General features: G+C 51.8%; 16 protein-coding genes, 5 tRNA genes and 2 rRNA genes. 1 reads left to right on the top strand and 22 read right to left on the bottom strand.

All coding sequences use genetic code 11. The features are described 5' to 3' along the window. Window positions 1–51: 51 nt before the first annotated feature. The 20 genes from rpoB to ACJJIP_RS18395 all read right to left on the bottom strand — a co-directional run bounded on the left by rpoB (window position 52) and on the right by ACJJIP_RS18395 (window position 17,156). Complete coding sequence (rpoB, locus tag ACJJIP_RS18300) at window positions 52–4,125, bottom strand: DNA-directed RNA polymerase subunit beta (protein WP_020411122.1); 4,074 nt, start codon at window positions 4,123–4,125, stop codon at window positions 52–54. Window positions 4,126–4,422: 297 nt separating this feature from the next. Then, the gene (gene rplL / locus ACJJIP_RS18305) at window positions 4,423–4,791 is read right to left on the bottom strand and encodes a 50S ribosomal protein L7/L12 (RefSeq protein WP_444945754.1); all 369 of its coding nucleotides are present in this window, start codon (window positions 4,789–4,791) and stop codon (window positions 4,423–4,425) included. Between the two features lie 77 nt (window positions 4,792–4,868). Continuing rightward, complete coding sequence (rplJ, locus tag ACJJIP_RS18310) at window positions 4,869–5,363, bottom strand: 50S ribosomal protein L10 (protein WP_020411124.1); 495 nt, start codon at window positions 5,361–5,363, stop codon at window positions 4,869–4,871. 280 nt (window positions 5,364–5,643) lie between these two features. Beyond that, window positions 5,644–6,339, bottom strand: a complete 696-nt coding sequence (gene rplA / locus ACJJIP_RS18315; RefSeq protein WP_020411125.1) for a 50S ribosomal protein L1 — start codon at window positions 6,337–6,339, stop codon at window positions 5,644–5,646. Further along, the gene (rplK, locus tag ACJJIP_RS18320; protein WP_020411126.1) at window positions 6,340–6,771 is read right to left on the bottom strand and encodes a 50S ribosomal protein L11; all 432 of its coding nucleotides are present in this window, start codon (window positions 6,769–6,771) and stop codon (window positions 6,340–6,342) included. 158 nt (window positions 6,772–6,929) lie between these two features. Beyond that, window positions 6,930–7,463, bottom strand: a complete 534-nt coding sequence (gene nusG, locus ACJJIP_RS18325; RefSeq protein WP_026304859.1) for a transcription termination/antitermination protein NusG — start codon at window positions 7,461–7,463, stop codon at window positions 6,930–6,932. A gap of 10 nt (window positions 7,464–7,473) precedes the next feature. Beyond that, entirely contained in the window at window positions 7,474–7,842 is a 369-nt protein-coding gene (gene secE / locus ACJJIP_RS18330; protein WP_020411128.1) for a preprotein translocase subunit SecE, read from the bottom strand. 117 nt (window positions 7,843–7,959) lie between these two features. Continuing rightward, window positions 7,960–8,035: transfer RNA gene (locus ACJJIP_RS18335), tRNA-Trp, on the bottom strand. 101 nt (window positions 8,036–8,136) lie between these two features. Then, a complete protein-coding gene (tuf, locus tag ACJJIP_RS18340; protein ID WP_020411101.1) occupies window positions 8,137–9,330 on the bottom strand; it encodes an elongation factor Tu in 1,194 nt (397 codons plus the stop codon). Between the two features lie 129 nt (window positions 9,331–9,459). Beyond that, window positions 9,460–9,534: transfer RNA gene (locus ACJJIP_RS18345), tRNA-Thr, on the bottom strand. Between the two features lie 69 nt (window positions 9,535–9,603). Further along, a tRNA-Gly gene (locus ACJJIP_RS18350) sits at window positions 9,604–9,677 on the bottom strand. A 60-nt stretch (window positions 9,678–9,737) separates the two neighbouring features. Continuing rightward, window positions 9,738–9,821 (bottom strand) — tRNA-Tyr (locus ACJJIP_RS18355). A gap of 110 nt (window positions 9,822–9,931) precedes the next feature. Beyond that, window positions 9,932–10,007 (bottom strand) — tRNA-Thr (locus ACJJIP_RS18360). 194 nt (window positions 10,008–10,201) lie between these two features. Beyond that, a complete protein-coding gene (locus ACJJIP_RS18365; RefSeq protein WP_020411100.1) occupies window positions 10,202–10,891 on the bottom strand; it encodes an SPOR domain-containing protein in 690 nt (229 codons plus the stop codon). A gap of 14 nt (window positions 10,892–10,905) precedes the next feature. After that, window positions 10,906–11,655: a type III pantothenate kinase gene (locus ACJJIP_RS18370; protein WP_444945755.1), complete on the bottom strand. Its 750-nt coding sequence runs from the start codon at window positions 11,653–11,655 to the stop codon at window positions 10,906–10,908. Continuing rightward, on the bottom strand, window positions 11,652–12,653 hold the full coding sequence (gene birA, locus ACJJIP_RS18375) for a bifunctional biotin--[acetyl-CoA-carboxylase] ligase/biotin operon repressor BirA (RefSeq protein ID WP_245556634.1): 1,002 nt from the start codon (window positions 12,651–12,653) through the stop codon (window positions 11,652–11,654). The genes ACJJIP_RS18370 and birA overlap by 4 nt, the downstream gene beginning before the upstream one ends. Window positions 12,654–12,658: 5 nt before the next feature. Next, complete coding sequence (alr, locus tag ACJJIP_RS18380; RefSeq protein WP_353377275.1) at window positions 12,659–13,771, bottom strand: alanine racemase; 1,113 nt, start codon at window positions 13,769–13,771, stop codon at window positions 12,659–12,661. A gap of 25 nt (window positions 13,772–13,796) precedes the next feature. After that, window positions 13,797–14,990, bottom strand: a complete 1,194-nt coding sequence (locus ACJJIP_RS18385; RefSeq protein ID WP_353377276.1) for an ABC transporter permease — start codon at window positions 14,988–14,990, stop codon at window positions 13,797–13,799. Next, complete coding sequence (locus ACJJIP_RS18390) at window positions 14,987–15,739, bottom strand: ABC transporter ATP-binding protein (protein WP_444945756.1); 753 nt, start codon at window positions 15,737–15,739, stop codon at window positions 14,987–14,989. Before ACJJIP_RS18390 ends, ACJJIP_RS18385 begins: the two co-directional genes overlap by 4 nt. Next, on the bottom strand, window positions 15,732–17,156 hold the full coding sequence (locus ACJJIP_RS18395) for an alpha/beta hydrolase (protein ID WP_444945757.1): 1,425 nt from the start codon (window positions 17,154–17,156) through the stop codon (window positions 15,732–15,734). The genes ACJJIP_RS18390 and ACJJIP_RS18395 overlap by 8 nt, the downstream gene beginning before the upstream one ends. A gap of 189 nt (window positions 17,157–17,345) precedes the next feature. Here ACJJIP_RS18395 and ACJJIP_RS18400 point away from each other — a divergent pair, with 189 nt between their 5' ends. After that, window positions 17,346–18,302, top strand: coding sequence for a hypothetical protein (locus ACJJIP_RS18400; protein ID WP_444945758.1), 957 nt, complete (start codon window positions 17,346–17,348; stop codon window positions 18,300–18,302). 908 nt (window positions 18,303–19,210) lie between these two features. On the opposite strand, the gene rrf is transcribed toward ACJJIP_RS18400, so the two are convergent. Together rrf and ACJJIP_RS18410 are read right to left on the bottom strand one after the other, a co-directional pair. Beyond that, a 5S ribosomal RNA gene (rrf, locus tag ACJJIP_RS18405) occupies window positions 19,211–19,326 on the bottom strand. A 203-nt stretch (window positions 19,327–19,529) separates the two neighbouring features. After that, window positions 19,530–22,407: ribosomal RNA gene (locus ACJJIP_RS18410) — 23S ribosomal RNA — on the bottom strand. Window positions 22,408–22,433 lie beyond the last annotated feature (26 nt).

Consider the following 22,433-nt stretch of genomic DNA (forward strand, 5'->3'; position numbering starts at 1 on the left):
GCCGGCACTTGTCTCAATTCGCCTGCTAACAGGCTGCTGCACAAATCGGTCTTACTCGTGCTCGAGCTCGAAGTTCATACCGAGAGAGCGGATTTCCTTAACCAGTACGTTGAAGGATTCCGGCATGCCGGGCTCCATACGGTGGTCAGAGTCCACGATGTTTTTGTACATCTTGGTACGACCTTCCACGTCATCGGATTTAACTGTGAGCATTTCCTGCAGGGTGTAAGCCGCACCGTAAGCTTCCAGTGCCCAGACCTCCATCTCCCCGAAACGCTGACCACCGAACTGGGCCTTACCGCCGAGTGGCTGCTGGGTAACCAGGCTGTAGGAACCAGTGGAACGCGCGTGCATCTTGTCGTCCACCAGGTGGTTCAGCTTGAGCATGTACATGTAGCCCACAGTCACAGGACGTTCAAAGGCATCACCTGTACGGCCGTCGTGCAGAGTAATCTGTCCGGAATCTGGGATATCCGCAAGGCGGAGCAATTGCTTGATTTCGCTCTCATCGGCACCGTCGAATACGGGAGTTGCCATAGGCACACCGCGACGCAGGTTGTGCGCCATTCCCATGACTTCCTCATCGGACAGGGTTTCCAGCTCCTCACGGCGACCACCGGTGGAGTTGTAAACCTCTTCCAGGAAACCGCGTACCTTGGCAATTTCCTGCTGCTCCTTGATCATCTTGTCGACTTTGACGCCGAGGCCTTTAGCAGCCATGCCCAAGTGCATTTCCAGAACCTGCCCGACGTTCATCCGCGAGGGAACCCCCAGTGGATTCAGAACGATGTCTACCGGCTCACCGTTTTGGTCGTAAGGCATATCCTCAACGGGCTTGATTACGGAGATCACACCCTTGTTACCATGGCGACCGGCCATCTTGTCGCCCGGCTGGATACGGCGCTTGATCGCCAGGTAGACCTTAACGATTTTCAATACGCCTGGAGCCAGGTCATCGCCGGACTCCAGCTTCTTCTTCTTGTCTTCGAAGGCTTCGTCCAGCAGCTTACGGCGCTCTTTCAACTGAGCTTCCGCCTTTTCCAGCTGATCATTCAAGCCTTCTTCTTCCATACGCAGCTTGAACCAGTCTTCGCGTGGCAGCGCACCCAGCACTTCAGCAGTCAGTTCCTGACCTTTGCTGATACCTTTACCACCAGCGGCTTTCTGGCCTTGCAATGCCTTCTGCAAGCGCTCAAAAGTAGCGGCTTCAACAATGCGGTATTCTTCGTTCAGGTCCTTGCGAACCTCATCCAACTGGGCTTTCTCGATATCGATGGAACGCTGGTCTTTTTGCAGACCGTCGCGGGTAAACACCTGTACATCGATCACGGTACCGCGGGTGCCGCTAGGCGCACGCAGGGAGGTGTCCTTAACGTCGGAGGCTTTCTCACCGAAGATTGCGCGCAGCAGCTTCTCTTCCGGAGTCAGCTGTGCTTCACCTTTCGGAGTTACCTTGCCCACCAGAATATCGCCGGGGCCCACTTCCGCACCGATATACACGATGCCGGATTCATCCAGTTTATTCAGCGCAGACTCACCCACGTTAGGAATATCCGCGGTGATTTCCTCACTGCCCAACTTGGTATCACGGGCAATACAGGTCAGCTCCTGAATATGGATGGTGGTGAAGCGGTCTTCCTGTACAACACGCTCACTGATAAGGATGGAGTCCTCAAAGTTGTAGCCATTCCAGGGCATAAATGCGATGCGCATATTCTGGCCCAGTGCCAGCTCACCCAGATCAACAGACGGGCCATCGGCAAGAATGTCACCGCGCTCAACGCGATCACCGGTGCTTACGATCGGGCGTTGGTTAATACAGGTATTCTGGTTGGAGCGGATGTACTTGGTCAGGTTGTAGATATCCACACCTGCATCACCGGCTTCAACCTCAGCATCAGCCACTCGCACTACAACGCGGCTGGAATCTACACGCTCAATCACACCGCCGCGCTTGGCTACCACACACACACCGGAGTCACGCGCCACAGTGCGTTCCATACCGGTACCCACCAACGGCTTTTCAGCACGCAGGGTTGGAACCGCCTGGCGTTGCATGTTCGATCCCATCAATGCACGGTTGGCGTCATCGTGCTCAAGGAAAGGAATCATTGCCGCAGCTACAGAAACCACCTGCTTAGCGGATACATCCATATACTGAATTTCACCCGGCGCTTTCAGGGCGAATTCATTTTGGTGACGCACGCTCACCAGGTCATCGGTGAAATTGCCTTCATCATCAACAGCAGCAGACGCCTGGGCAATTACGTAGTTGGCCTCGTTAATCGCAGACAGGTACTCGATTTCGTCGGTAACCTTGCCATCAACCACTTTGCGGTAGGCACTCTCAAGGAAGCCATAGTGGTTGGCACGGGCGTAAGTCGCCAGGGAGTTAATCAGACCGATGTTCGGTCCTTCCGGTGTTTCAATAGGACATACGCGGCCGTAGTGCGTAGGGTGTACGTCTCGTACCTCAAAGCCGGCGCGCTCGCGCGTCAGGCCGCCCGGGCCCAATGCGGAAACACGGCGCTTGTGGGTAACTTCCGACAGCGGGTTGTTCTGGTCCATAAACTGAGACAGCTGTGAGGAACCGAAAAACTCTTTAACGGCAGCTGCTACCGGCTTGGCGTTGATCAGGTCTTGCGGCATCAGGCCTTCAGACTCTGCCATGGACAGGCGCTCTTTGACCGCGCGCTCAACACGCACCAGGCCAACGCGGAACTGGTTTTCAGCCATCTCACCTACGGAACGCACGCGACGGTTACCCAGGTGGTCAATATCGTCCACCATACCCTGTCCGTTGCGGATATCGATCAACATTTTCAGCACATCAACGATATCTTCTTTGCTCAGGGTGCCCTGGCCTGTTTCATCTTCACGGCCCAGGCGGCGGTTGAACTTCATGCGGCCAACCGCAGACAGGTCATAGCGCTCGTCGGTAAAGAACAGGTTCTCGAACAGGGACTCCGCAGATTCCTTGGTAGGTGGCTCGCCCGGGCGCATCATGCGGTAGATCTCTACCAGCGCTTCCAGCTGAGTGCGGGAGGGCTCTGCACGCAGGGTATCGGAGATAAACGGTCCCCGGTCCAGATCATTGGTGTACAGAGTATCGAACTGCTTGATATTCAGCACACGCAACTGCGCGATCACTTCTGCAGTGATCTCGGTATTACACTCGACCGCAATTTCGCCGGTGGATTCATCGACAATATCGTGGGCCAAGGTGCGGCCAAACAGGTACTCCAGGGGTGCTTCCAGTTTCTCAACACCGGCCTTTTCCAGCTGGCGAATGTGGCGCGGAGTGATACGACGCCCCTCTTCCACAATCACCTTGCCCTGGTCATCTTTGATATCAAAGGAGGCAACGTCACCACGCAAGCGAGAAGGGATCAGTTCCAGGCTGACGTGATCCTCGTGCAGCTCAAACCTGCTGGTCTCGAAGAACATCTCCAGCATTTCCTGGGAGCTATAACCCAGTGCACGCAACAGAATCGTCGCTGGCAGTTTGCGGCGACGGTCGATACGTACGAATACCAGATCTTTCGGGTCGAACTCGAAATCCAACCAGGATCCACGGTAAGGGATAACTCGTGCGGCGTACAACAGCTTACCGGAGGAGTGAGTCTTGCCTTTGTCGTGATCGAAAAATACACCCGGGGAACGGTGTAACTGGGATACGATTACCCGCTCAGTACCATTGATTACAAAAGTACCGTTGTCGGTCATGAGCGGGATTTCGCCCATGTACACTTCCTGCTCTTTGATGTCCTTGATGGACTTATTCGCAGACTCTTTATCGTAAATAATCAGGCGTACTCGCACGCGCAGTGGGCACGCGTAAGTGACACCGCGCAGGGTGCACTCTTTTACATCAAAAGCCGGCTTACCCAGCGTATAGCTCACGTACTCCAGGGCGGCATTGCCGGAATAGCTGACAATTGGAAATACAGATTTAAACGCCGCCTGCAGGCCAACATCCAGGCGGTCATCTGGGCGCTTGTCGGCCTGTGTAAAATTGCGATATGAATCCAGCTGTATCGCAAGCAGGAAGGGCACATCCATGACCTTAGGCAGTTTGCCAAAATCCTTGCGGATACGTTTTTTCTCAGTATATGAGTAAGCCATTCAAATTCCCCAGCTTGATCAGTGACAAGACTTCGTGGAACTCCATTCGGGAGTTCCTCCGGGCGAGAAGCCTCTGAGCAACACAGTTTGGGCTGTACTGATCAGAAACCTCTCCGCTTGCTTTTAGGCAGCATGGCTGCGCTATGGTTAAATGAGGTTTGCCACGGTTTTTCCTTCCGCCGGCACCACTAAAAACCTCAGTACCGCAAACGGCAAAAAGGCCGGCGGACAAAGTCCACCAGCCTTACCGCTACCTGCCGCTTTACGCGACTGCTAGCGGGAATCGCAACAACTGAATTACTTCAGTTCTACAGTTGCGCCAGCTTCTTCCAGCTCTTTCTTAGCGGCTTCAGCTTCGTCTTTGGTTGCGCCTTCTTTCAGCGGGCTCGGAGCGCCGTCAACCAATGCCTTGGCTTCTTTCAGGCCCAGGCCAGTGATGCCGCGAACAGCTTTAATCACGTTCACTTTCTTGTCGCCTGCAGAGGTCAGGATCACGTCGAAAGAGTCTTTCTCTTCAGCAGCTGCTTCGCTACCAGCCGGACCGGCTACAACTGCTGCAGCAGCAGTTACACCGAACTTCTCTTCCATCGCTTCGATCAGCTCAACAACGTCCTTAACGGACATTTCAGCAACAGCGTTGATGATATCTTCTTTAGTCAGAGACATGAGTCATTACCTGAATTGGTTTGAGCAGTAGCTGCTCGTATTTCGTTTTGAAACTGCGATTCGCTCTTGCGAAAAAATTATGCAGCTTCCTGCTCTTTTTGGTCGCGAACGGCCGCAATAGTGCGAACCAGCTTGCCAGCAGATGCTTCTTTCAACACGCTCATCAGCTTGGCGATCGCCTCGTCGTATGTCGGCAGGCTTGCCAACAGTGCGACGTCGGTGATCGCGCCTTCGAAGGCAGCACCTTTCAGTTCCAGCTTGTCATTGCCCTTGGCGAACTGGCTCAGGATGCGCGCGCCGGCACCCGGGTGTTCGTTGGAAAATGCAATGATGCTGGGACCTACGAATTTGTCGGTCAGACATTCGTAATCGGTTCCTGCCAGAGCGCGACGCGCCAGAGTATTGCGGACGACTTTTAACCAAACGCCGTTCTCGCGAGCCTCTTTGCGCAGGGCAGTCATGTCATTCACGGTTACGCCGCGGGAATCCGCAACTACCGCAGACAGAGCACCCTCAGCAGCTTGCTGGACATCTGCGACAATCGCTTTCTTGTCTTCGAGTCCAATAGCCATAGTGTCACTCCTGGATTTGAAAAAAATCGGACTTAACCGTCCGATCCGTTCCGGTGCATAAAGCTCAAATCCAGTAAAAAATACTGGTTTGGGCGACACCGTCTGCGTAGGCTCAAACCTCTTAGCGACCAACCTGGCCGAGGTTTGGATTAAGCCAGACACGTTAAACCTCAACGCACCGGGCACCTACGGTCTTTGACGGCCCACATTTCTGCCGAAGCATCAAGTGGACCCCAAAGTTCATTTCGGCATACAGCCCCAGAGGGCTGCACTGCCATAATTAGATGGTCAGAGAAGACTGGTCGATAACCAGGCCCGGGCCCATAGTGGTGCTCAAGGTGATCTTCTTCAGGTACACGCCCTTAGCGGAAGCCGGCTTGGCTTTCTTCAGGTCGGCAACCAGGGCTTCCAGGTTTTCTTTCAGTGCATTTGCATCGAAAGCTACCTTGCCGATACCGCCGTGGATGATGCCGCCTTTGTCAGCGCGGAAACGCACCTGACCAGCTTTGGCATTCTTAACAGCAGTGGCAACGTCTGGAGTTACAGTGCCAGTCTTTGGGTTCGGCATCAGGCCACGCGGGCCGAGGATTTGACCCAGCTGGCCAACTACGCGCATCGCATCCGGAGAAGCGATTACTACGTCGAAGTCCATCTTGCCGGCTTTAACATCGGCAGCCAGCTCATCCATACCGATCAGGTCAGCGCCCGCTTCCTTAGCGGCGTCAGCATTTGCACCCTGGGTGAAAACAGCTACGCGAACTTCTTTACCGGTACCGTGCGGCAGAGTGGTCGCACCACGAACAGCCTGGTCGGATTTACGCGGGTCGATGCCCAGGTTTACAGAGGCGTCTACAGTCTCTGCAAACTTAACGTTGGACAGCTCTTTCAGCAGGGCAACAGCTTCTTCAATGCCATAAGCCTTGCCAGCTTCCACTTTCTCAGCGATAGCGCGCTGACGCTTGCTCAATTTAGCCACTTAGAGACCCTCCACTTCGATACCGGCACTGCGTGCGGAACCGGCGATGGTGCGCACGGCCGCGTCCATGTCGGATGCAGTCAGGTCGGCTTTCTTCATTTCCACGATCTCTTCCAGCTGAGCACGGGTAACCTTGCCCACCTTGTCGGTATTAGGACGACCGGAACCGCTCTTGATCTTGGCAGCCTTGCGCAGCAGGACCGCGGCAGGCGGAGATTTCATAATGAAGGTGAAGGAGCGATCACTGTAAACAGAGATCACAACCGGCACTGGCAGACCTGGCTCGAGGCTCTGGGTCTGGGCATTGAACGCCTTACAGAATTCCATGATGTTCACGCCGTGCTGACCCAGTGCAGGACCTACGGGTGGACTTGGATTGGCCTGACCGGCCTTAACTTGTAGCTTGATATAAGCTTCTACTTTCTTAGCCATTACAGCTCTCCTCTAGATGGGTGGTAACGCCCATTCCAACTAACCACTATGATCAAAGGAACCGGCTCCCCAAAACCCCAAAAATAAAACTTATTTTTCGGGGACGCGAAAACCCCCTTCCACCTCGCGGCGAAAGAGGGCAAAAAAATATACTGGAATCAGGTCTTTTCTACCTGGCTAAATTCCAGCTCAACCGGGGTGGAGCGTCCGAAAATCAACACTGCTACGCGCAAGCGGCTCTTCTCGTAGTTAACTTCTTCAACCACACCATTGAAATCATTAAACGGACCGTCGATAACCCGAACCATTTCGCCAGGCTCAAACAGTGTTTTGGGCTTCGGCTTATCGACAGAATCATCAATGCGATTCAGGATAGCCTGCGCCTCTCGATCGGTAATAGGCGCCGGCCTATCCGCCTTACCACCGATAAAACCGAGCACACGTGGAGTTTCTTTTACCAGGTGCCAGGTGTCATCATTCAGTTCCATTTCCACCAGAACATAGCCGGGGAAGAACTTACGCTCACTTTTACGCTTCTGTCCTGCTCGCATCTCCACCACTTCTTCGGTGGGAACCAGCACTTCACCAAACAGGTGATCCATTTCGTGCAGCTCAATTCGCTCTTTTAGGGAGCTGGCAACACGCTTCTCATATCCCGAGTAAGCCTGGACCACATACCAATGCTTTGACATGTATCAACCTTTAGCCGATGAGTTTGGATGCCGCCCAACCTAATGCGGAGTCCAGCGCCCAGAGAATTAACGCCATAATCAATACAAAAACCACCACAATCACTGTGGTCTGGGTTGCCTCTTGGCGGGTCGGCCAAACCACGCGCCTGACCTCGGTTTGCGCCTCGCGCAACAGTTGCCAGAGAGCATTGCCTTTGGCGGTATTTACTGCCACAACCAGAGCGACCAAGCAGATGGCAGTAACTGCCAACACGCGGTAGATCAAGGGGAATTCGGCATAATAAGAGTTGCCCGCGACAGCACCGCCAACCAACAGCACTATCAGCAGCCACTTTAGGCCGTCAAGACGAAAGGTTTTCGCTTCTGCTTTAGCATTCATATATGAAGCCCTTAGCGCACTACAGATAAGCCCCTAGTGCTCAAAAACACAAAAGCCCCACTCATAAGCAGGGTTTCGCGACACCCCTAAGCTTATCCTAAGCGGAGTGATTGAAAATGGCAGGCCAGGAGGGACTCGAACCCCCAACAGCCGGTTTTGGAGACCGGTGCTCTACCAATTGAACTACTGGCCTGTACATCACGAGTGCTTTAACACTCGAAGATGGAGAGGACTATAGCCTGCCCTCTCATCTGGTGCACCGCCAAGGAACCTCGGCGGCACGAAGATCAAAGATTACTCAATGATCTTAGCAACAACGCCCGCACCTACGGTACGACCACCTTCGCGAATAGCGAAACGCAGGCCGTCTTCCATGGCGATCGGAGCGATCAGGGTAACAACCATTTGAATGTTGTCGCCCGGCATTACCATTTCAGTACCTTCCGGCAGCTCTACCGCACCAGTTACGTCGGTAGTACGGAAGTAGAACTGAGGACGGTAGCCTTTAAAGAACGGGGTGTGACGACCACCTTCGTCCTTGGACAGTACGTACACTTCCGCTTCGAACTTGGTGTGCGGAGTGATAGAACCTGGCTTAGCCAGTACCTGACCACGCTCCACTTCGTCACGCTTGGTGCCGCGCAGCAGCGCGCCGATGTTCTCACCTGCACGACCTTCGTCGAGCAGCTTGCGGAACATCTCAACACCAGTACAGGTGGTAGTGGTGGTCTCTTTGATACCAACGATCTCGATCTCGTCGCCAGTGTGGATTACACCGCGCTCTACACGACCGGTTACCACGGTACCACGACCGGAGATGGAGAATACGTCTTCGATCGGCATCAGGAACGGCAGGTCTACAGCGCGCTCCGGCTCAGGAATGTACTCGTCCAGGGTTTCAACCAGCTTCTTAACAGCGGTGGTACCCATTTCGTTGTCGTCTTCGCCGTTCAGGGCCATCAGAGCAGAACCAACGATGATCGGAGTGTCGTCACCCGGGAACTCGTACTGGTCCAGAAGTTCGCGAACTTCCATCTCTACCAGCTCGAGCAGCTCTTCGTCGTCTACCATGTCCGCTTTGTTCAGGAATACAACGATGTAAGGTACACCTACCTGACGGGAAAGCAGGATGTGCTCACGAGTCTGCGGCATGGGGCCGTCAGCTGCGGAACATACCAGGATAGCGCCGTCCATCTGAGCAGCACCGGTGATCATGTTCTTAACGTAGTCGGCGTGTCCCGGGCAGTCTACGTGCGCGTAGTGGCGAGTCGGGGACTCGTACTCAACGTGAGAGGTAGCGATGGTGATACCGCGCTCACGCTCTTCCGGTGCATTGTCGATACCGTCGAAAGCTACAGCGTCACCGCCCCATACTTCCGCACATACGCGGGTCAGAGCAGCGGTCAGGGTGGTTTTACCGTGGTCAACGTGACCGATGGTGCCCACGTTCACGTGGGGCTTGGAACGTTCAAACTTTTCTTTTGCCATTGCAGCCTCCTAATATAGGTGAGCCGTTAACGATCCCACCCATGTCCAGAACATGCGCATCCGACCCGGAAAACCCCGACCCCGGACACAAACAACCGCAAGAGCTCTCACCCTCGCGGCTATTAAAAATGGAGCTCATGGGCGGATTTGAACCGCCGACCTCACCCTTACCAAGGGTGTGCTCTACCCCTGAGCTACATGAGCAAATATCTCGCCAAACCAGGCGACCACAAGGCTTGCCAATCCGGAGGGTATTCCAGCTGAACCCATAACTGGAGCGGGCAGCGGGAATCGAACCCGCATCATCAGCTTGGAAGGCTGAGGTTCTACCATTGAACTATGCCCGCTTGCGGGAGCCTCCAAACGAAACAATCCGTTTCGCCGGCAACACCTTACGGTGTAAAAAATGGTGCAGGGGGGTGGATTCGAACCACCGAAGCTTTCGCGTCAGATTTACAGTCTGATCCCTTTGGCCACTCGGGAACCCCTGCCTCAATGCGGGGTGCATTCTCTACACCTTCCGCTGCACTGTCAACATTTTTTTCTTTAAATTTCACAGACTTACCTGCGAAATTTAATGTTGAACAATGCTGGGATAAAATGGAGCTGGCGAGAGGAGTCGAACCCCCGACCGGCTGATTACAAGTCAGCTGCTCTACCAACTGAGCTACGCCAGCACTATCCCATTCATTGGCGAAGTTGATTGGTCAGCCTCGTCAATGGAGGCGGGATTCTAGGGGAAGTTATCCTGACAAGCAACACCCTTTTTACAGATAAATCGGAATTTTTTGTGTCGCCATTTGCCTCATAGAGAAAAATTCAGCCGCTAAATATCAAGCCGTGAGGATTAAGACCTATAGTCGAGAGCCTTTCAGCTCGCCACTTCTGAACAAAGATTTCTGCGCCGATCCAGCTTGGGGTGCTCTTCCTGCAGATGTTGCCAGAATTCTCCAGCCAAACGTTCAGCCTGCCCAGGTGCCAATATAATCCAACGCTCCATATGAGTCTGAGGCTCTTCACGGAACTGCGCCCCAATTCCCTTTTCCGCCAGCTCTTCAGCAAGACCTTCTGCGCGTTCGCGTTCACTGAAAATACCAAATGATATACCGTCGGCAAGAGCACCCTTGGGGATTACATAGCTATCGATACCCTGGGCCTGCAGTTCACGCAAACGGTTGAATGCCTCTCTACGAGAGTTCAGCGGCGGTAAAAAAACCCAGTAACGCATCTGCCCTTGCATTTGAATTTCGCGAAGACTGGCAGAAACCTGGAGGGCGGAGAGACGCTCCACTATATCCTTCCCCAGATATTCTTCGGGAAAAGGCCCGATCAAGGTACACAATTGCTCTCCAGAGACCTCAGTGGCTAACGGGGCCGTCTCCTCTTCCACTGGGGGCAGCTGTTCTGGCGATATTTCACTAACCAAGACAATTTCCTGGATTTCAGTGCCCCGACCTGGGCTGACAACACTGACGGTGCCATCATTAGCTGGGGATGCCGCCATAAACCAGGCAAACACCCCCAGATTAAGTATCAGTAAGAAGAGAGCGATCCAACGCATAACAGTCTTTATATTTAGGGATTACTCAACGCCAAGCCATCCAGTACCAACTCCGGCACCAAGTGATGCTCACTTTGATAGAGAGAGGACAGTAGCGCCCCATCTCCACCGGTAAGCCACAGTAACGGCTCCCCACCAGTATAATTTCGCAGTTGATCAAGTGCCCGATCGATTGCCCCAAGCACCATTAGAAATAGTCCGCGATTAATGGCCTCATCGGTATTGCGCCCAGCACTTAACGATGTCGTCAATGTAAACGCCTGCGCACTCTTGGCCGCATGAGTATCCAGCCGCAGAGAGCGCTGCATTAAACCTATACCGGGTACGATATACCCACCAAGGTGACCTCCGTTATTGTCTATCAAATCTAGGGTAACCGCGCTGCCACAGTCCACAATTAGTGCTGCACTCTGGTCCCGGCCATATGCGGCAAGCATCGCCAGCCATCGATCAGTACCTAACACCTGGTGGTTGTCATAGCCACAGGTAACTCCGGCACATTCTTCGAGTACCTGTGAGAACTCCACATCCAGAGAAAACAAGGATCTTACATGCTCTGACAACGACTCAGCGACTACGGGGCCCGCAACATTTACCACGCGAACCCGCTTGGGCTGCAACTCCAGGCCCAGCTTATCCCAGCCGTCCGGCATACGACCTTCACGCAAGTCGGAGGTACCAAAATGCCCGCGCATATCTACCTGCCCTTCGTTTAACAGGCGCCATTTGCCACGGGTATTACCAATATCCAGTTCCAGAATCAAACCTGCCCCCGCAAAGAGATTTCCCCTCCATGAAAGTGTTTCAGCTCTCCATCCATATCTAAAATTAAGGCACCTTTGTCATCTACCCCGGCGGCGATACCGGCCCAAACCTGAGAACCGGCCTGCAGTGTGACCGGTTGGCCGGCAAATTGATCCAGCTTGGTCCAGGCATCCCGGTAAGCACTAAATCCTCTTTGTGGATATTCGTGCAATAACGGTAACAGCTCATCCAATATCGCAGCCACTAAATGGTTACGCGGTATCCCCGGGCAAATCTGCTGCAAATCCGCCCAAGGCTGATCAATTTCAGTGGCGGTTTCAATGCGCAGGCCACTATTCAGCCCTATGCCGATAACCACAGCACAGCGATCGGTCAGATCCCCCTTGAGCTCAAGCAAAACCCCTGCAAGCTTCCGGCCACGGCACCAGATATCATTGGGCCATTTCAAGCGGATATCCGGTACCGAAAAACGTTCTAATGCCCGCGCCAACGCCACCCCTACCGCGAGGCTCAGTCCCTCCAGGCTTTGCACTCCGCCGCTGAACTCCCAGCCGACAGACAAACTCACCCCAACCCCATAAGGGCTGATCCAGCCTCGACCGCGACGCCCTCGACCAGCACTCTGTCTTTCTGCAAGCATGGCAATAGCATGCCCACTACCCTGCTCCATGCGAGTTAAGAGCTGTGTATTCGTCGAGCCCACCTCGTCAAATAAAATCAGCTCGCGTAAAAGAGCATTGGAATTATCCCCAAGCCCCTCGTAAATCTTGTCCGAAGAGAGCAACTCCAACCCTCCAGGCAAACGGTAACCCCTCCCTTTAACCGATTCGAGAGCCAATCCGTAATGCTCAAGTTTCTTTAATTGCTTCCACACTGCAGCGCGGCTTACTCCAAGGGCTGCACCGAGAGATTCCCCAGAATGCAGATTACCATCAGCCAGTAATTCCAATACCGGGCGTAACTGTTCCAGTGAGCTTTTTGCGATAGTGTCTTGCAAGGTGATCAACTTTTTATATAGCGACGAAAATAACGATGTCCGAGGCTGGTCAACACCTCATAACCAATAGTGCCAGCGTATTCTGCCACCTCATCCACCGTTAGCTCTTTATTGAGAACATCTATGGACTGCAGAGATTCCCGGTCTTGGTCGGATAACGCAGAGATATCGAAAGTAGTGGAATCCATAGATATACGACCGATTATCGGTAGATGGCGACCGCAGGCCCAGCCGCGACCCCGGCCACCCTGAGCCCGGATTATACCGTCTGCATAGCCACCCCGAGCCACTGCCAGCCAGCTTCCTGCTGCAGCCTGTTGGGTCGCTCCATAACCAACAGACTGTTCGCGACTGACAAAACGCTTTTGCACTATCGGTAGACTGAGTGCTACTGTGGGCCTCATTGGATTGGGAGTACCGGGAACCGGGTTAATCCCGTAGAGAGCAGATCCGGGGCGGGCAATATCAAAGTGATAATCCTCACCGAGGAAAATGCCTGAGGAATTAGCGAGGCTCAGCTGCACCTCGGGACACAGTGAACGCAGCCTCTCACCAGCTTCTTTAAAACTGCGCAATTGAAAGCTATTTTGTGGATGGAGCGGCTCATCCGCACAAGCCAGATGGCTGAGAAGGATGCGTATATCCGCGGAGCCAAGTAATTGCCGGTCCCCCAGTAGTAGTTCAAACTCCTCCTCGCTGAGACCCAGGCGGGTCATACCCGAATCCACTTTTACCGCACAGGGAGCCACTAATTCCGCGCGAGCACATATTTCGACCCAATTGCGCAATTGCTCCAGGGTAAACAGTGTTGGCATCAACCCTGCATGGGCACACTCTAATTCTGCCCCATTTCGCACCCCGGTTAGAATAACGATGCGGACCTCGTCCCCCAGCTCTCTACGAAGACGCTCCCCTTCCGCTTGGGTTGCAACAAAGAAGTCCCGGCAGCCTTGCCGGTAGAGGGTCGGCGCTACCTGGGTCATACCTAGGCCATAGGCATCCGCCTTGACCACAGCGCCACAGCGGGCGCCACCAGCCAACTTCTCGGTCAGATCTAGATAGTTATCAGCAATTGACTGCAAATTAATACTCAGCAGCCCCTCGCGGAAGTCATTCATGCCAATACAACTCTCAATTCATCAGCTAGGTAGCCCCAAGCAGGCTCTCACGACTCAAAGCACGTGCACCTACTAATATACACAGCCCAACCAAAGATAGGGTGACCAAGGAGCCAGCAAGAGCCAAGGGTACAGGTATCGCCTCACCTGCCATTAACAGGCTGAGCCATTGTTGCTGCCCGATTAAGGGGGTCAGTTGCCAAGCGGGTGAGTCCAATTTAATGTCAGATAGATTTACTATCATCAGCAATGCGACAGGTAATCCCTGCAAAATGCTCAGCTGGATTTGTGCATCTTTAAAGGACTGGGAGCGCAGGGCCAAAAGAATCTGGAGAACAGCAACCAGCAATGCCAGTGGCAATAACAAAAAACTCATAGCCACCAACTCGGCTATTCCTGCAGAAAACTGCACTCCAATTTCTGCCAGTGGTAAAAGAGTAAATGATAGCGTTAAAACTGCGAGCGAAAGAAGTGACCCAAACCAACCGATACTGGTTACGGCGAGCACTTTCGCCACAATAATCTGCCAACCATTCAAGGGTTGCTGCAATAAGGTTTCGATACTCATGCGCTCCCGCTCTCCCGCAGAGGTGTCGATAGATGGAGCTGCGCTGCATACCATCAACGCCATAATCAATAGCACTGGCACCATAATTCCTAAAATAGCTAACCCCCGGCTGGACGGAGTGCTAACGTCCCTTATTTGTAACTGCCAGGGAGTAAGAACCTGAGGCGCAATACCACGTGCTGATAAACGCTGCTGCATAATTGTTTTCTGTAGGGTACCCAGGCGCTCCTGTATAAGCTGAATACCTCGCCCACCAGATTTACTTGAACCATCAACATACAAATAGACTTTGGGAGACAGGAGATTGCGATAGTCTGTCTCAAATTCTTTGCCTATTTGTAGGACAGCATCATATTTATCCTCAAGAAGTTCACGTGGAATCCCCTCCCTCAACTGATCAATCCGGAAACCAGTTCCATGTAATTGATTCTCTAATAAAGGGGCATAGTCACTACCTACAATGGCAATATTTAAATTGGTTTCGGACACTACCTTAAAAGATAGGGCACCACTTCCAATCATTATTGCTGGAAATAAAAGGGTAAAACCCAATGCAATCATTAAAGCCCGCCGATCACGCCAAACTTCAAGAAGCTCCTTTAGAACCAGTGCTTGGAATTGCTGTGATAAAACATTATCGACAATACTCATGCTACCTCTCCCTGCTGACGCTTCCCTGCCCTTTGACCATAAGCAAGCTTCACGAAACTATCCTCAAGGCTGTTACTACCTGAACGTGTATTGAGTTCGCCCGGGGTTCCACTATCGACAATAGCGCCATTTGCCATGATTAAAACAGTATCGGATAGCTCTACAACCTCAGCCATAATATGGCTCGAAAATAAAATTGCTGTTCCCTCTGACCTCAAGTTTAAAAGAGTTCTACGCAGTAACCTGGCAGCAAGCACATCTAAACCACGGGTGGGCTCATCCAAAATCAGATGGGAGGGCCGATGTACTAGCGCCCGAGCGAGAGACACCTTCATTCTCTCCCCTTGAGAAAACCCTTTTGTTCGACGATTCCAAAGGCTGGATAGCTCTAACTCTTCTCGCACAGATTGCAATGCAAATTCTAATTTATCTCCAGCCAACCCTTGGGCACTGGCGAAAAAGGACAAATACTCCGCTACGGTAAGACGTTCATAAAGTCCCTCCCGGTCTCCAACCACGCCTAACTGCCGACGTATTTCCTTCGGATACTTTGAAACCTCCAGGCCACCAACATAAGCATGCCCACTATCTGCTTTTAGTAAACCGGTAATAATGCGAAGACATGTCGTTTTGCCCGCACCATTGGCACCCAGTAAGGCTGTTATCTGCCCATCAGCAATAGAAAAGTTCAGGTTCTTCAGTACAGGGGTTCCCGAAAACTGCTTACTAACCGAATTAACTCTAATCACTGCCGCTCCCCCCCTGTTCCATTCCTTTTGAATCAGAACCGCCTCTCCGATCCAACTCTGGTCCATAAGCTCCAATCATGAACGGCGGTCTGTGAATATCCTTCACACAAGCTTGATCCAGCTTCACTTCAGGTGAAGTAAGAAATTTATCAATCAAATCAGGAATACAACCTCGAATGGAATTAATATGTCCTCCCCCCATTACTACCAGGTGCTGCTTATTGGAGAGATAATCAAGATCCTTTTGTGCATAGATTGGCGGCGTGATCGGATCCGCTTCACCCGATATTAACAATACTGGATGGTGACGGGGTTCAGGTTTGCTATAAAGCCTTTTAGGCACAGGCCATACATCACAGCCACGAGAAAAAAACTCAAGAAAAGCCCTGCCAATAAAAGCACCAGCAATATCCGCAGCAACTTCTTCCTCGCTGATTCGATGTAACTCCTCTGAGCAGGCAACAGAGAAAGTCAGGCCCAGGGACATTCCCGTTGTTGTATCTGAAAAAAATCCCGCTATACCGGCCAATGGCAAGTAATTACCTGAGCCTGCTTCAGTGATTGCAAATGGCAGTTGCGCAGACGCTTCGGGAGAGTACAAAGCCGCCCGGATCATGCTTTGCAAGGCCCAGAGTGACATGGGTTGCTCGGATATTCTCCCCGTAACTGGATCCGGAAATTTTTTCGCAGCGGAGTCATCCCAGTTAATCAGCAATTGTTCCAATTCTCCCCGCCAATCACCAAACCGGGAGCAGGCTAAATCGGATTGACAGTCTCTCACTAAAGTTTGCAAGGCATGCTCAGCAGCCGAAGCCCCTAAAAACACCTTTGTATCTATAGGTGCTACCGCATCTAGTACCAAGGCAGTTAAACTGTCCGGATACCACTGCTGATAAAGTAAAGCTGTCCGTGTTCCCCAGGAACCACCCCACAGGGAAATCTTCTCGTGGCCGAAATGTTTCCGCACCAGTTCAAGGTCTTCAATGGTCTGGCGGCTACTGAGTGAATTGGCAAATGTTGTTTGTTGCAGGTAGCAATCTGCCAGTGATTTTGAGATCACTTCCAATTCGTTTGGCGTATTGCGATCAATACCGCAGCTAAATGGGCGGGATAATCCTGCACCGCGGCGATCCACCAATACGATTGCACGCGTTTGGTTTATTTTACGAAACTTGTTCAGCAGGATTGCAAGATCACTCGCCGCCTGCCCAGGCCCCCCCGCGAGTAGATAGAGAGGCTCTTCTCCGCTTTCATCCAGCGCGGGAGAAACCATTACGGCCAGTTTAACTTGTGTGTCCTCTTTCCCAACTGTAATCCGAGAACACTGCAATGAGTATTGCCATCCATCAAGATAGCAATCGTCAGCCCCACCATTTCCTTCGGCCGCCATAGCACCATGGGCGATAAAAAAACCCATTACTAAACAACCGAAATATAACCTCCGCATCCATACCACGACAGCTTCTCCTAATCTATTTGTCGAGTACCCCAGTGTATCTAAGCTCAAGTAAACCTGTCCTTTACCATCCCATGTCAATGAATTGCATTAGCACCCTCCTCCCCACAGTGGTAAGGTTTCCGTTTTAGTTTGCCCATGACTGCACCCATGAGCTTTTCAGACCGTGAAAAACACCTAATCCGAGCCGCCTTTGCCTGGGGCCAGATCACCCAACAGGAAGGTTATACTCTCTCTGACCTGGAAATTGAGAAGTCGGTACTTTTTCGTCGCCTACTCGGTGGTCGACCACCACTCGCATTCCCTCCGCCCTTGCGCCATGGATTCCCCTGGTACGATGTAATCGAAGGGCGCGCTGAACATATTGTCAGCGCTTCAGAGGCGTCACCGGAATGCAGCATCATTGCTCCAGGCTGTAAAATTGGCGATACCTGCATTTTGATTGATGGCGCCTTCTGGCGGGTTGTAGAAACTATCCGCGAGCGGGAAGAATATATCGTCGAGTGGGGTCAATACCCTATGCAGTGGCGCTTAAGAAAACACTGGGAAGTCAATTATGAGATGACCCAGCAGCTACACAGCTTCCGTCGGGATAACCCCAACGAGGAAGTTAGTTTTGACAGCTATCTTGGGCAGCGAGAGTATCGTGAGTTTCGCATCGATGATGATCAGACAGTCTGGCTGTGTGAATGGCAGTTAAGTCGTATAAGTCTCTCTGGTTGGGTTTGGGTTGGCACATTACGCCCTCCAATAGTTAACAACTTAACCTCGATCTATGAAGACTCACTTGGGCCTATGGTTCTCGGTGAAGAGGGTGTGGATAAAGGTACAGCATGGCTTCGTATTGAAGAAGCTGATAAGGAGTCCCGTTTCGTTCAGCTGGAGGGAGAGCATGAGTATCACTTCTTATCTTCAGCTAATGCGATCGCACTAAAGGGCCTACTACACCAGCTCCAAGAAGAAACAGAAACAATTACTATCCTGGACTGGGCCCAGGGTAAGCCACTACGTAGCTTTTCTCTTCCCGCACAGCTGGTTCCTCTTGATGAGCTGAGCCTAAAAGAAATGAATTACGATCTGGTCCCAGAAAATGCCTATGAACCATAGCAAACTATCTTCTGCATACTTCAGCACAACCTAAATAAAAAAGCCCCACTCAGAGGGGCTTTTTTATTTCCCTCTTATTCCACCCAAGCCAAACTTTCGATCACAAAGACTTCCGTGCCACCTTTAATAAAACTGACATCTCTGTCTAAACAGGTAGTTGTTTATAACTGATGACAAGCGGATGAAGAGACGGTTACTAACAGAATCCATGGATAGACCTGTGCATAACTCCGGGATATCCACTTTCAGGCCTTTGTTTCCATAGGGGGTCTTTTAATGGGTAAAAAAACACCACTGATTCTAGGGTGATTTCCACAGGTCGGCCGTTATTAACAGAATGGCTGGATAGACTTGTGTATAACTGTGGTATATCCGCTGCCAGCCTTACAGTTGTGTGACATTGCGCGAGCGCACAAAAAATCACCGGCTTTTTCGTTGGTATTTTTGTGTCACTTTTATCCCTGTCAGGCCCTTTTTTACAGCGGAGATAATTTCTTTATTGGGAAGATTTTTTCCGGGAAGACTACTAGTAGTACTGCGGTAAATTATTTGGGAATGCCATTCCAGGGAAGGTTGCAGTAAAAAATAGCTGGGCGCTCAATTTTTTTCAGGAGAGAAAGCCGCGAGGAGAACTCTTTATTTACAGCCGCGTAAACGTGTTCGACTTTTTAGCGGGGTTTTTCCTGTTTAAATTTTTCAAGGGGTTTCTTTGTCACATTATTTTCTTAGTTTTTATTTTTAGCTTTTCTTTTTTAATTTTTCTTCGTTTCATCTTTGCTTCTTTTTATTTTTAACTTCTTTTTATCATTAACTTCCAAGTTTTTGCTTTTCTTCTTTACGGCTCTTCACGGGTATTTTTTTACACATAAAAAAAGGGCCACCCAATGGGTGGCCCTTTCGGATTAGAAGCCTGACGATGACCTACTCTCACATGGGGAAGCCCCACACTACCATCGGCGATGTTGCGTTTCACTTCTGAGTTCGGCAAGGGATCAGGTGGTTCCACAACTCTATTGTCGTCAGGCAAACTGGCTTGGGTTGGCGCTGGTCTTATAAGCAATGTGCTTGGCCTGCCGCGTTATCGCTGTTTGCCTCGGTCATGTTGTTGACCGGCGATAACCCCAAATAAGTCGGTAAAACAATCTGTAGTAATACACCGCAAGCGATCGTATGTCTCTAACTCACAATCCGCTAGCTTAGCTAGTCGTTAGTAACCATCTCTGTTGTATGGTCAAGCCGCACGGGCAATTAGTACTGGTTAGCTCAACGCCTCACAACGCTTCCACACCCAGCCTATCAACGTGGTAGTCTTCCACGGCCCTTTAGGGGAATCAAGTTCCCAGGGAGATCTTATCTTGAAGGAGGCTTCCCGCTTAGATGCTTTCAGCGGTTATCCCGTCCGAACATAGCTACCCGGCAATGCCACTGGCGTGACAACCGGAACACCAGAGGTTCGTTCACTCCGGTCCTCTCGTACTAGGAGCAACTCTTCTCAAATCTCCAACGCCCACGGCAGATAGGGACCGAACTGTCTCACGACGTTCTAAACCCAGCTCGCGTACCACTTTAAATGGCGAACAGCCATACCCTTGGGACCGGCTTCAGCCCCAGGATGTGATGAGCCGACATCGAGGTGCCAAACACCGCCGTCGATGTGAACTCTTGGGCGGTATCAGCCTGTTATCCCCGGAGTACCTTTTATCCGTTGAGCGACGACCCTTCCATACAGAATCGCCGGATCACTATGACCTACTTTCGTACCTGCTCGACATGTCTGTCTCGCAGTCAAGCGCACTTATACCATTATGCTCATTGCATGATTTCCGACCATGCTGAGTGCACCTTCGTACTCCTCCGTTACTCTTTGGGAGGAGACCGCCCCAGTCAAACTACCCACCATACACTGTCCTCGATCCGGATAACGGACCAGAGTTAGAACCTCAAACATACCAGGGTGGTATTTCAAGGACGGCTCCACAACAACTAGCGTCGCTGCTTCAAAGCCTCCCACCTATCCTACACAAATAGGCTCAAAGTTCAGTGCAAAGCTGTAGTAAAGGTTCACGGGGTCTTTCCGTCTAGCCGCGGGTACACTGCATCTTAACAGCGATTTCAATTTCACTGAGTCTCTGGTGGAGACAGCGTGGCCATCGTTACGCCATTCGTGCAGGTCGGAACTTACCCGACAAGGAATTTCGCTACCTTAGGACCGTTATAGTTACGGCCGCCGTTTACCGGGGCTTCGATCAAGAGCTTCGCCGAAGCTAACCCCATCAATTAACCTTCCGGCACCGGGCAGGCGTCACACCCTATACGTCCACTTACGTGTTTGCAGAGTGCTATGTTTTTAATAAACAGTCGCAGCCACCTGGTCACTTCGACCGGCCTCAGCTTAGGGAGCAAGTCCCATCACCAAAACCGGCGTACCTTCTCCCGAAGTTACGGTACCATTTTGCCTAGTTCCTTCACCAGAGTTCTCTCAAGCGCCTTGGTATTCTCTACCTGACCACCTGTGTCGGTTTAGAGTACGGTTCACTATTGCCTGAAGCTTAGAAGTTTTTCCTGGAAGCAGGGCATCAACCACTTCGTCTCTAAAAGAGACTCGTCATCAGTTCTCAGCCTTAGGGACCCGGATTTGCCTAAGTCCCCAGCCTACAACCTTAAACATGGACAACCAATCGCCATGCTGGCCTAGCCTTCTCCGTCACTCCATCGCAGCAATAGCGAGTACAGGAATATTAACCTGTTTTCCATCGACTACGGCTTTCGCCCTCGCCTTAGGGGCCGACTAACCCTGTCCCGATTAGCGTTGGACAGGAACCCTTGGTCTTCCGGCGGGGAGGTTTTTCACCTCCCTTATCGTTACTCATGTCAGCATTCGCACTTGTGATACCTCCAGCAGACCTCCCGATCCACCTTCAACGGCTTACACAACGCTCCTCTACCATGCCCGAAGGCATCCGCAGCTTCGGTTACCAATTTAGCCCCGGTATATCTTCCGCGCAGGCCGACTCGACTAGTGAGCTATTACGCTTTCTTTAAAGGATGGCTGCTTCTAAGCCAACCTCCTAGCTGTCTGGGCCTTCCCACATCGTTTCCCACTTAATTGGTATTTGGGACCTTAGCTGGCGGTCTGGGTTGTTTCCCTTTCCACGACGGACGTTAGCACCCGCCGTGTGTCTCCCGCGATTGCACTCCTCGGTATTCGGAGTTTGCATGGGGTTGGTAAGTCGGGATGACCCCCTAGCCCAAACAGTGCTCTACCCCCGAGGGTGAGACGCGAGGCGCTACCTAAATAGCTTTCGAGGAGAACCAGCTATCTCCCGGCTTGATTAGCCTTTCACTCCGATCCACAGGTCATCCCCTAATTTTTCAACATTAGTGGGTTCGGTCCTCCAGTTGATGTTACTCAACCTTCAACCTGCCCATGGATAGATCGCCGGGTTTCGGGTCTATTGCCTGCAACTAAACGCCCTATTAAGACTCGATTTCTCTACGGCTCCCCTAAGCGGTTAACCTTGCTACAGACAATAAGTCGCTGACCCATTATACAAAAGGTACGCAGTCACCCCGAAGGGCTCCTACTGCTTGTACGTATACGGTTTCAGGTTCTATTTCACTCCCCTCTCCGGGGTTCTTTTCGCCTTTCCCTCACGGTACTGGTTCACTATCGGTCAGCTGGGAGTATTTAGCCTTGGAGGATGGTCCCCCCATATTCAGTCAAGATAACACGTGTCCCGACCTACTCGATTTCACTCTAAATGCCTTTTCGTGTACGGGGCTATCACCCTGTATCGCGGTACTTTCCAGAACCTTCCACTAAAACATAAAGAGCTTAAGGGCTAATCCCCGTTCGCTCGCCGCTACTAAGGGAATCTCGGTTGATTTCTTTTCCTCCGGGTACTTAGATGTTTCAGTTCCCCGGGTTCGCCTCCATAACCTATGAATTCAGTTATGGATACTCCTAAAAGGAGTGGGTTTCCCCATTCGGACATTCTAGGATCAAAGCTTGTGTGCCAGCTCCCCTAGACTTTTCGCAGGCTCCTACGTCCTTCATCGCCTCCAGCTGCCAAGGCATCCACCGTATACGCTTAGTCGCTTGACCATACAACACAAACGACTACTAACGAC

It is taken from the genome of Microbulbifer variabilis, from assembly GCF_052467165.1.

Excerpts from the sequence above, each read along its gene's own strand:
- rpoB (WP_020411122.1), bottom strand. The coding sequence starts at position 4,125 with ATGGCTTACTCATATACTGAGAAAAAACGTATCCGCAAGGATTTTGGC.
- rplL (WP_444945754.1), bottom strand. The coding sequence starts at position 4,791 with ATGTCTCTGACTAAAGAAGATATCATCAACGCTGTTGCTGAAATGTCC.
- rplJ (WP_020411124.1), bottom strand. The coding sequence starts at position 5,363 with ATGGCTATTGGACTCGAAGACAAGAAAGCGATTGTCGCAGATGTCCAG.
- rplK (WP_020411126.1), bottom strand. The coding sequence starts at position 6,771 with ATGGCTAAGAAAGTAGAAGCTTATATCAAGCTACAAGTTAAGGCCGGT.
- nusG (WP_026304859.1), bottom strand. The coding sequence starts at position 7,463 with ATGTCAAAGCATTGGTATGTGGTCCAGGCTTACTCGGGATATGAGAAG.
- secE (WP_020411128.1), bottom strand. The coding sequence starts at position 7,842 with ATGAATGCTAAAGCAGAAGCGAAAACCTTTCGTCTTGACGGCCTAAAG.
- tuf (WP_020411101.1), bottom strand. The coding sequence starts at position 9,330 with ATGGCAAAAGAAAAGTTTGAACGTTCCAAGCCCCACGTGAACGTGGGC.
- ACJJIP_RS18365 (WP_020411100.1), bottom strand. The coding sequence starts at position 10,891 with ATGCGTTGGATCGCTCTCTTCTTACTGATACTTAATCTGGGGGTGTTT.
- alr (WP_353377275.1), bottom strand. The coding sequence starts at position 13,771 with ATGAATGACTTCCGCGAGGGGCTGCTGAGTATTAATTTGCAGTCAATT.
- ACJJIP_RS18385 (WP_353377276.1), bottom strand. The coding sequence starts at position 14,990 with ATGAGTATTGTCGATAATGTTTTATCACAGCAATTCCAAGCACTGGTT.
- ACJJIP_RS18395 (WP_444945757.1), bottom strand. The coding sequence starts at position 17,156 with ATGGGTTTTTTTATCGCCCATGGTGCTATGGCGGCCGAAGGAAATGGT.
- ACJJIP_RS18400 (WP_444945758.1), top strand. The coding sequence starts at position 17,346 with ATGAGCTTTTCAGACCGTGAAAAACACCTAATCCGAGCCGCCTTTGCC.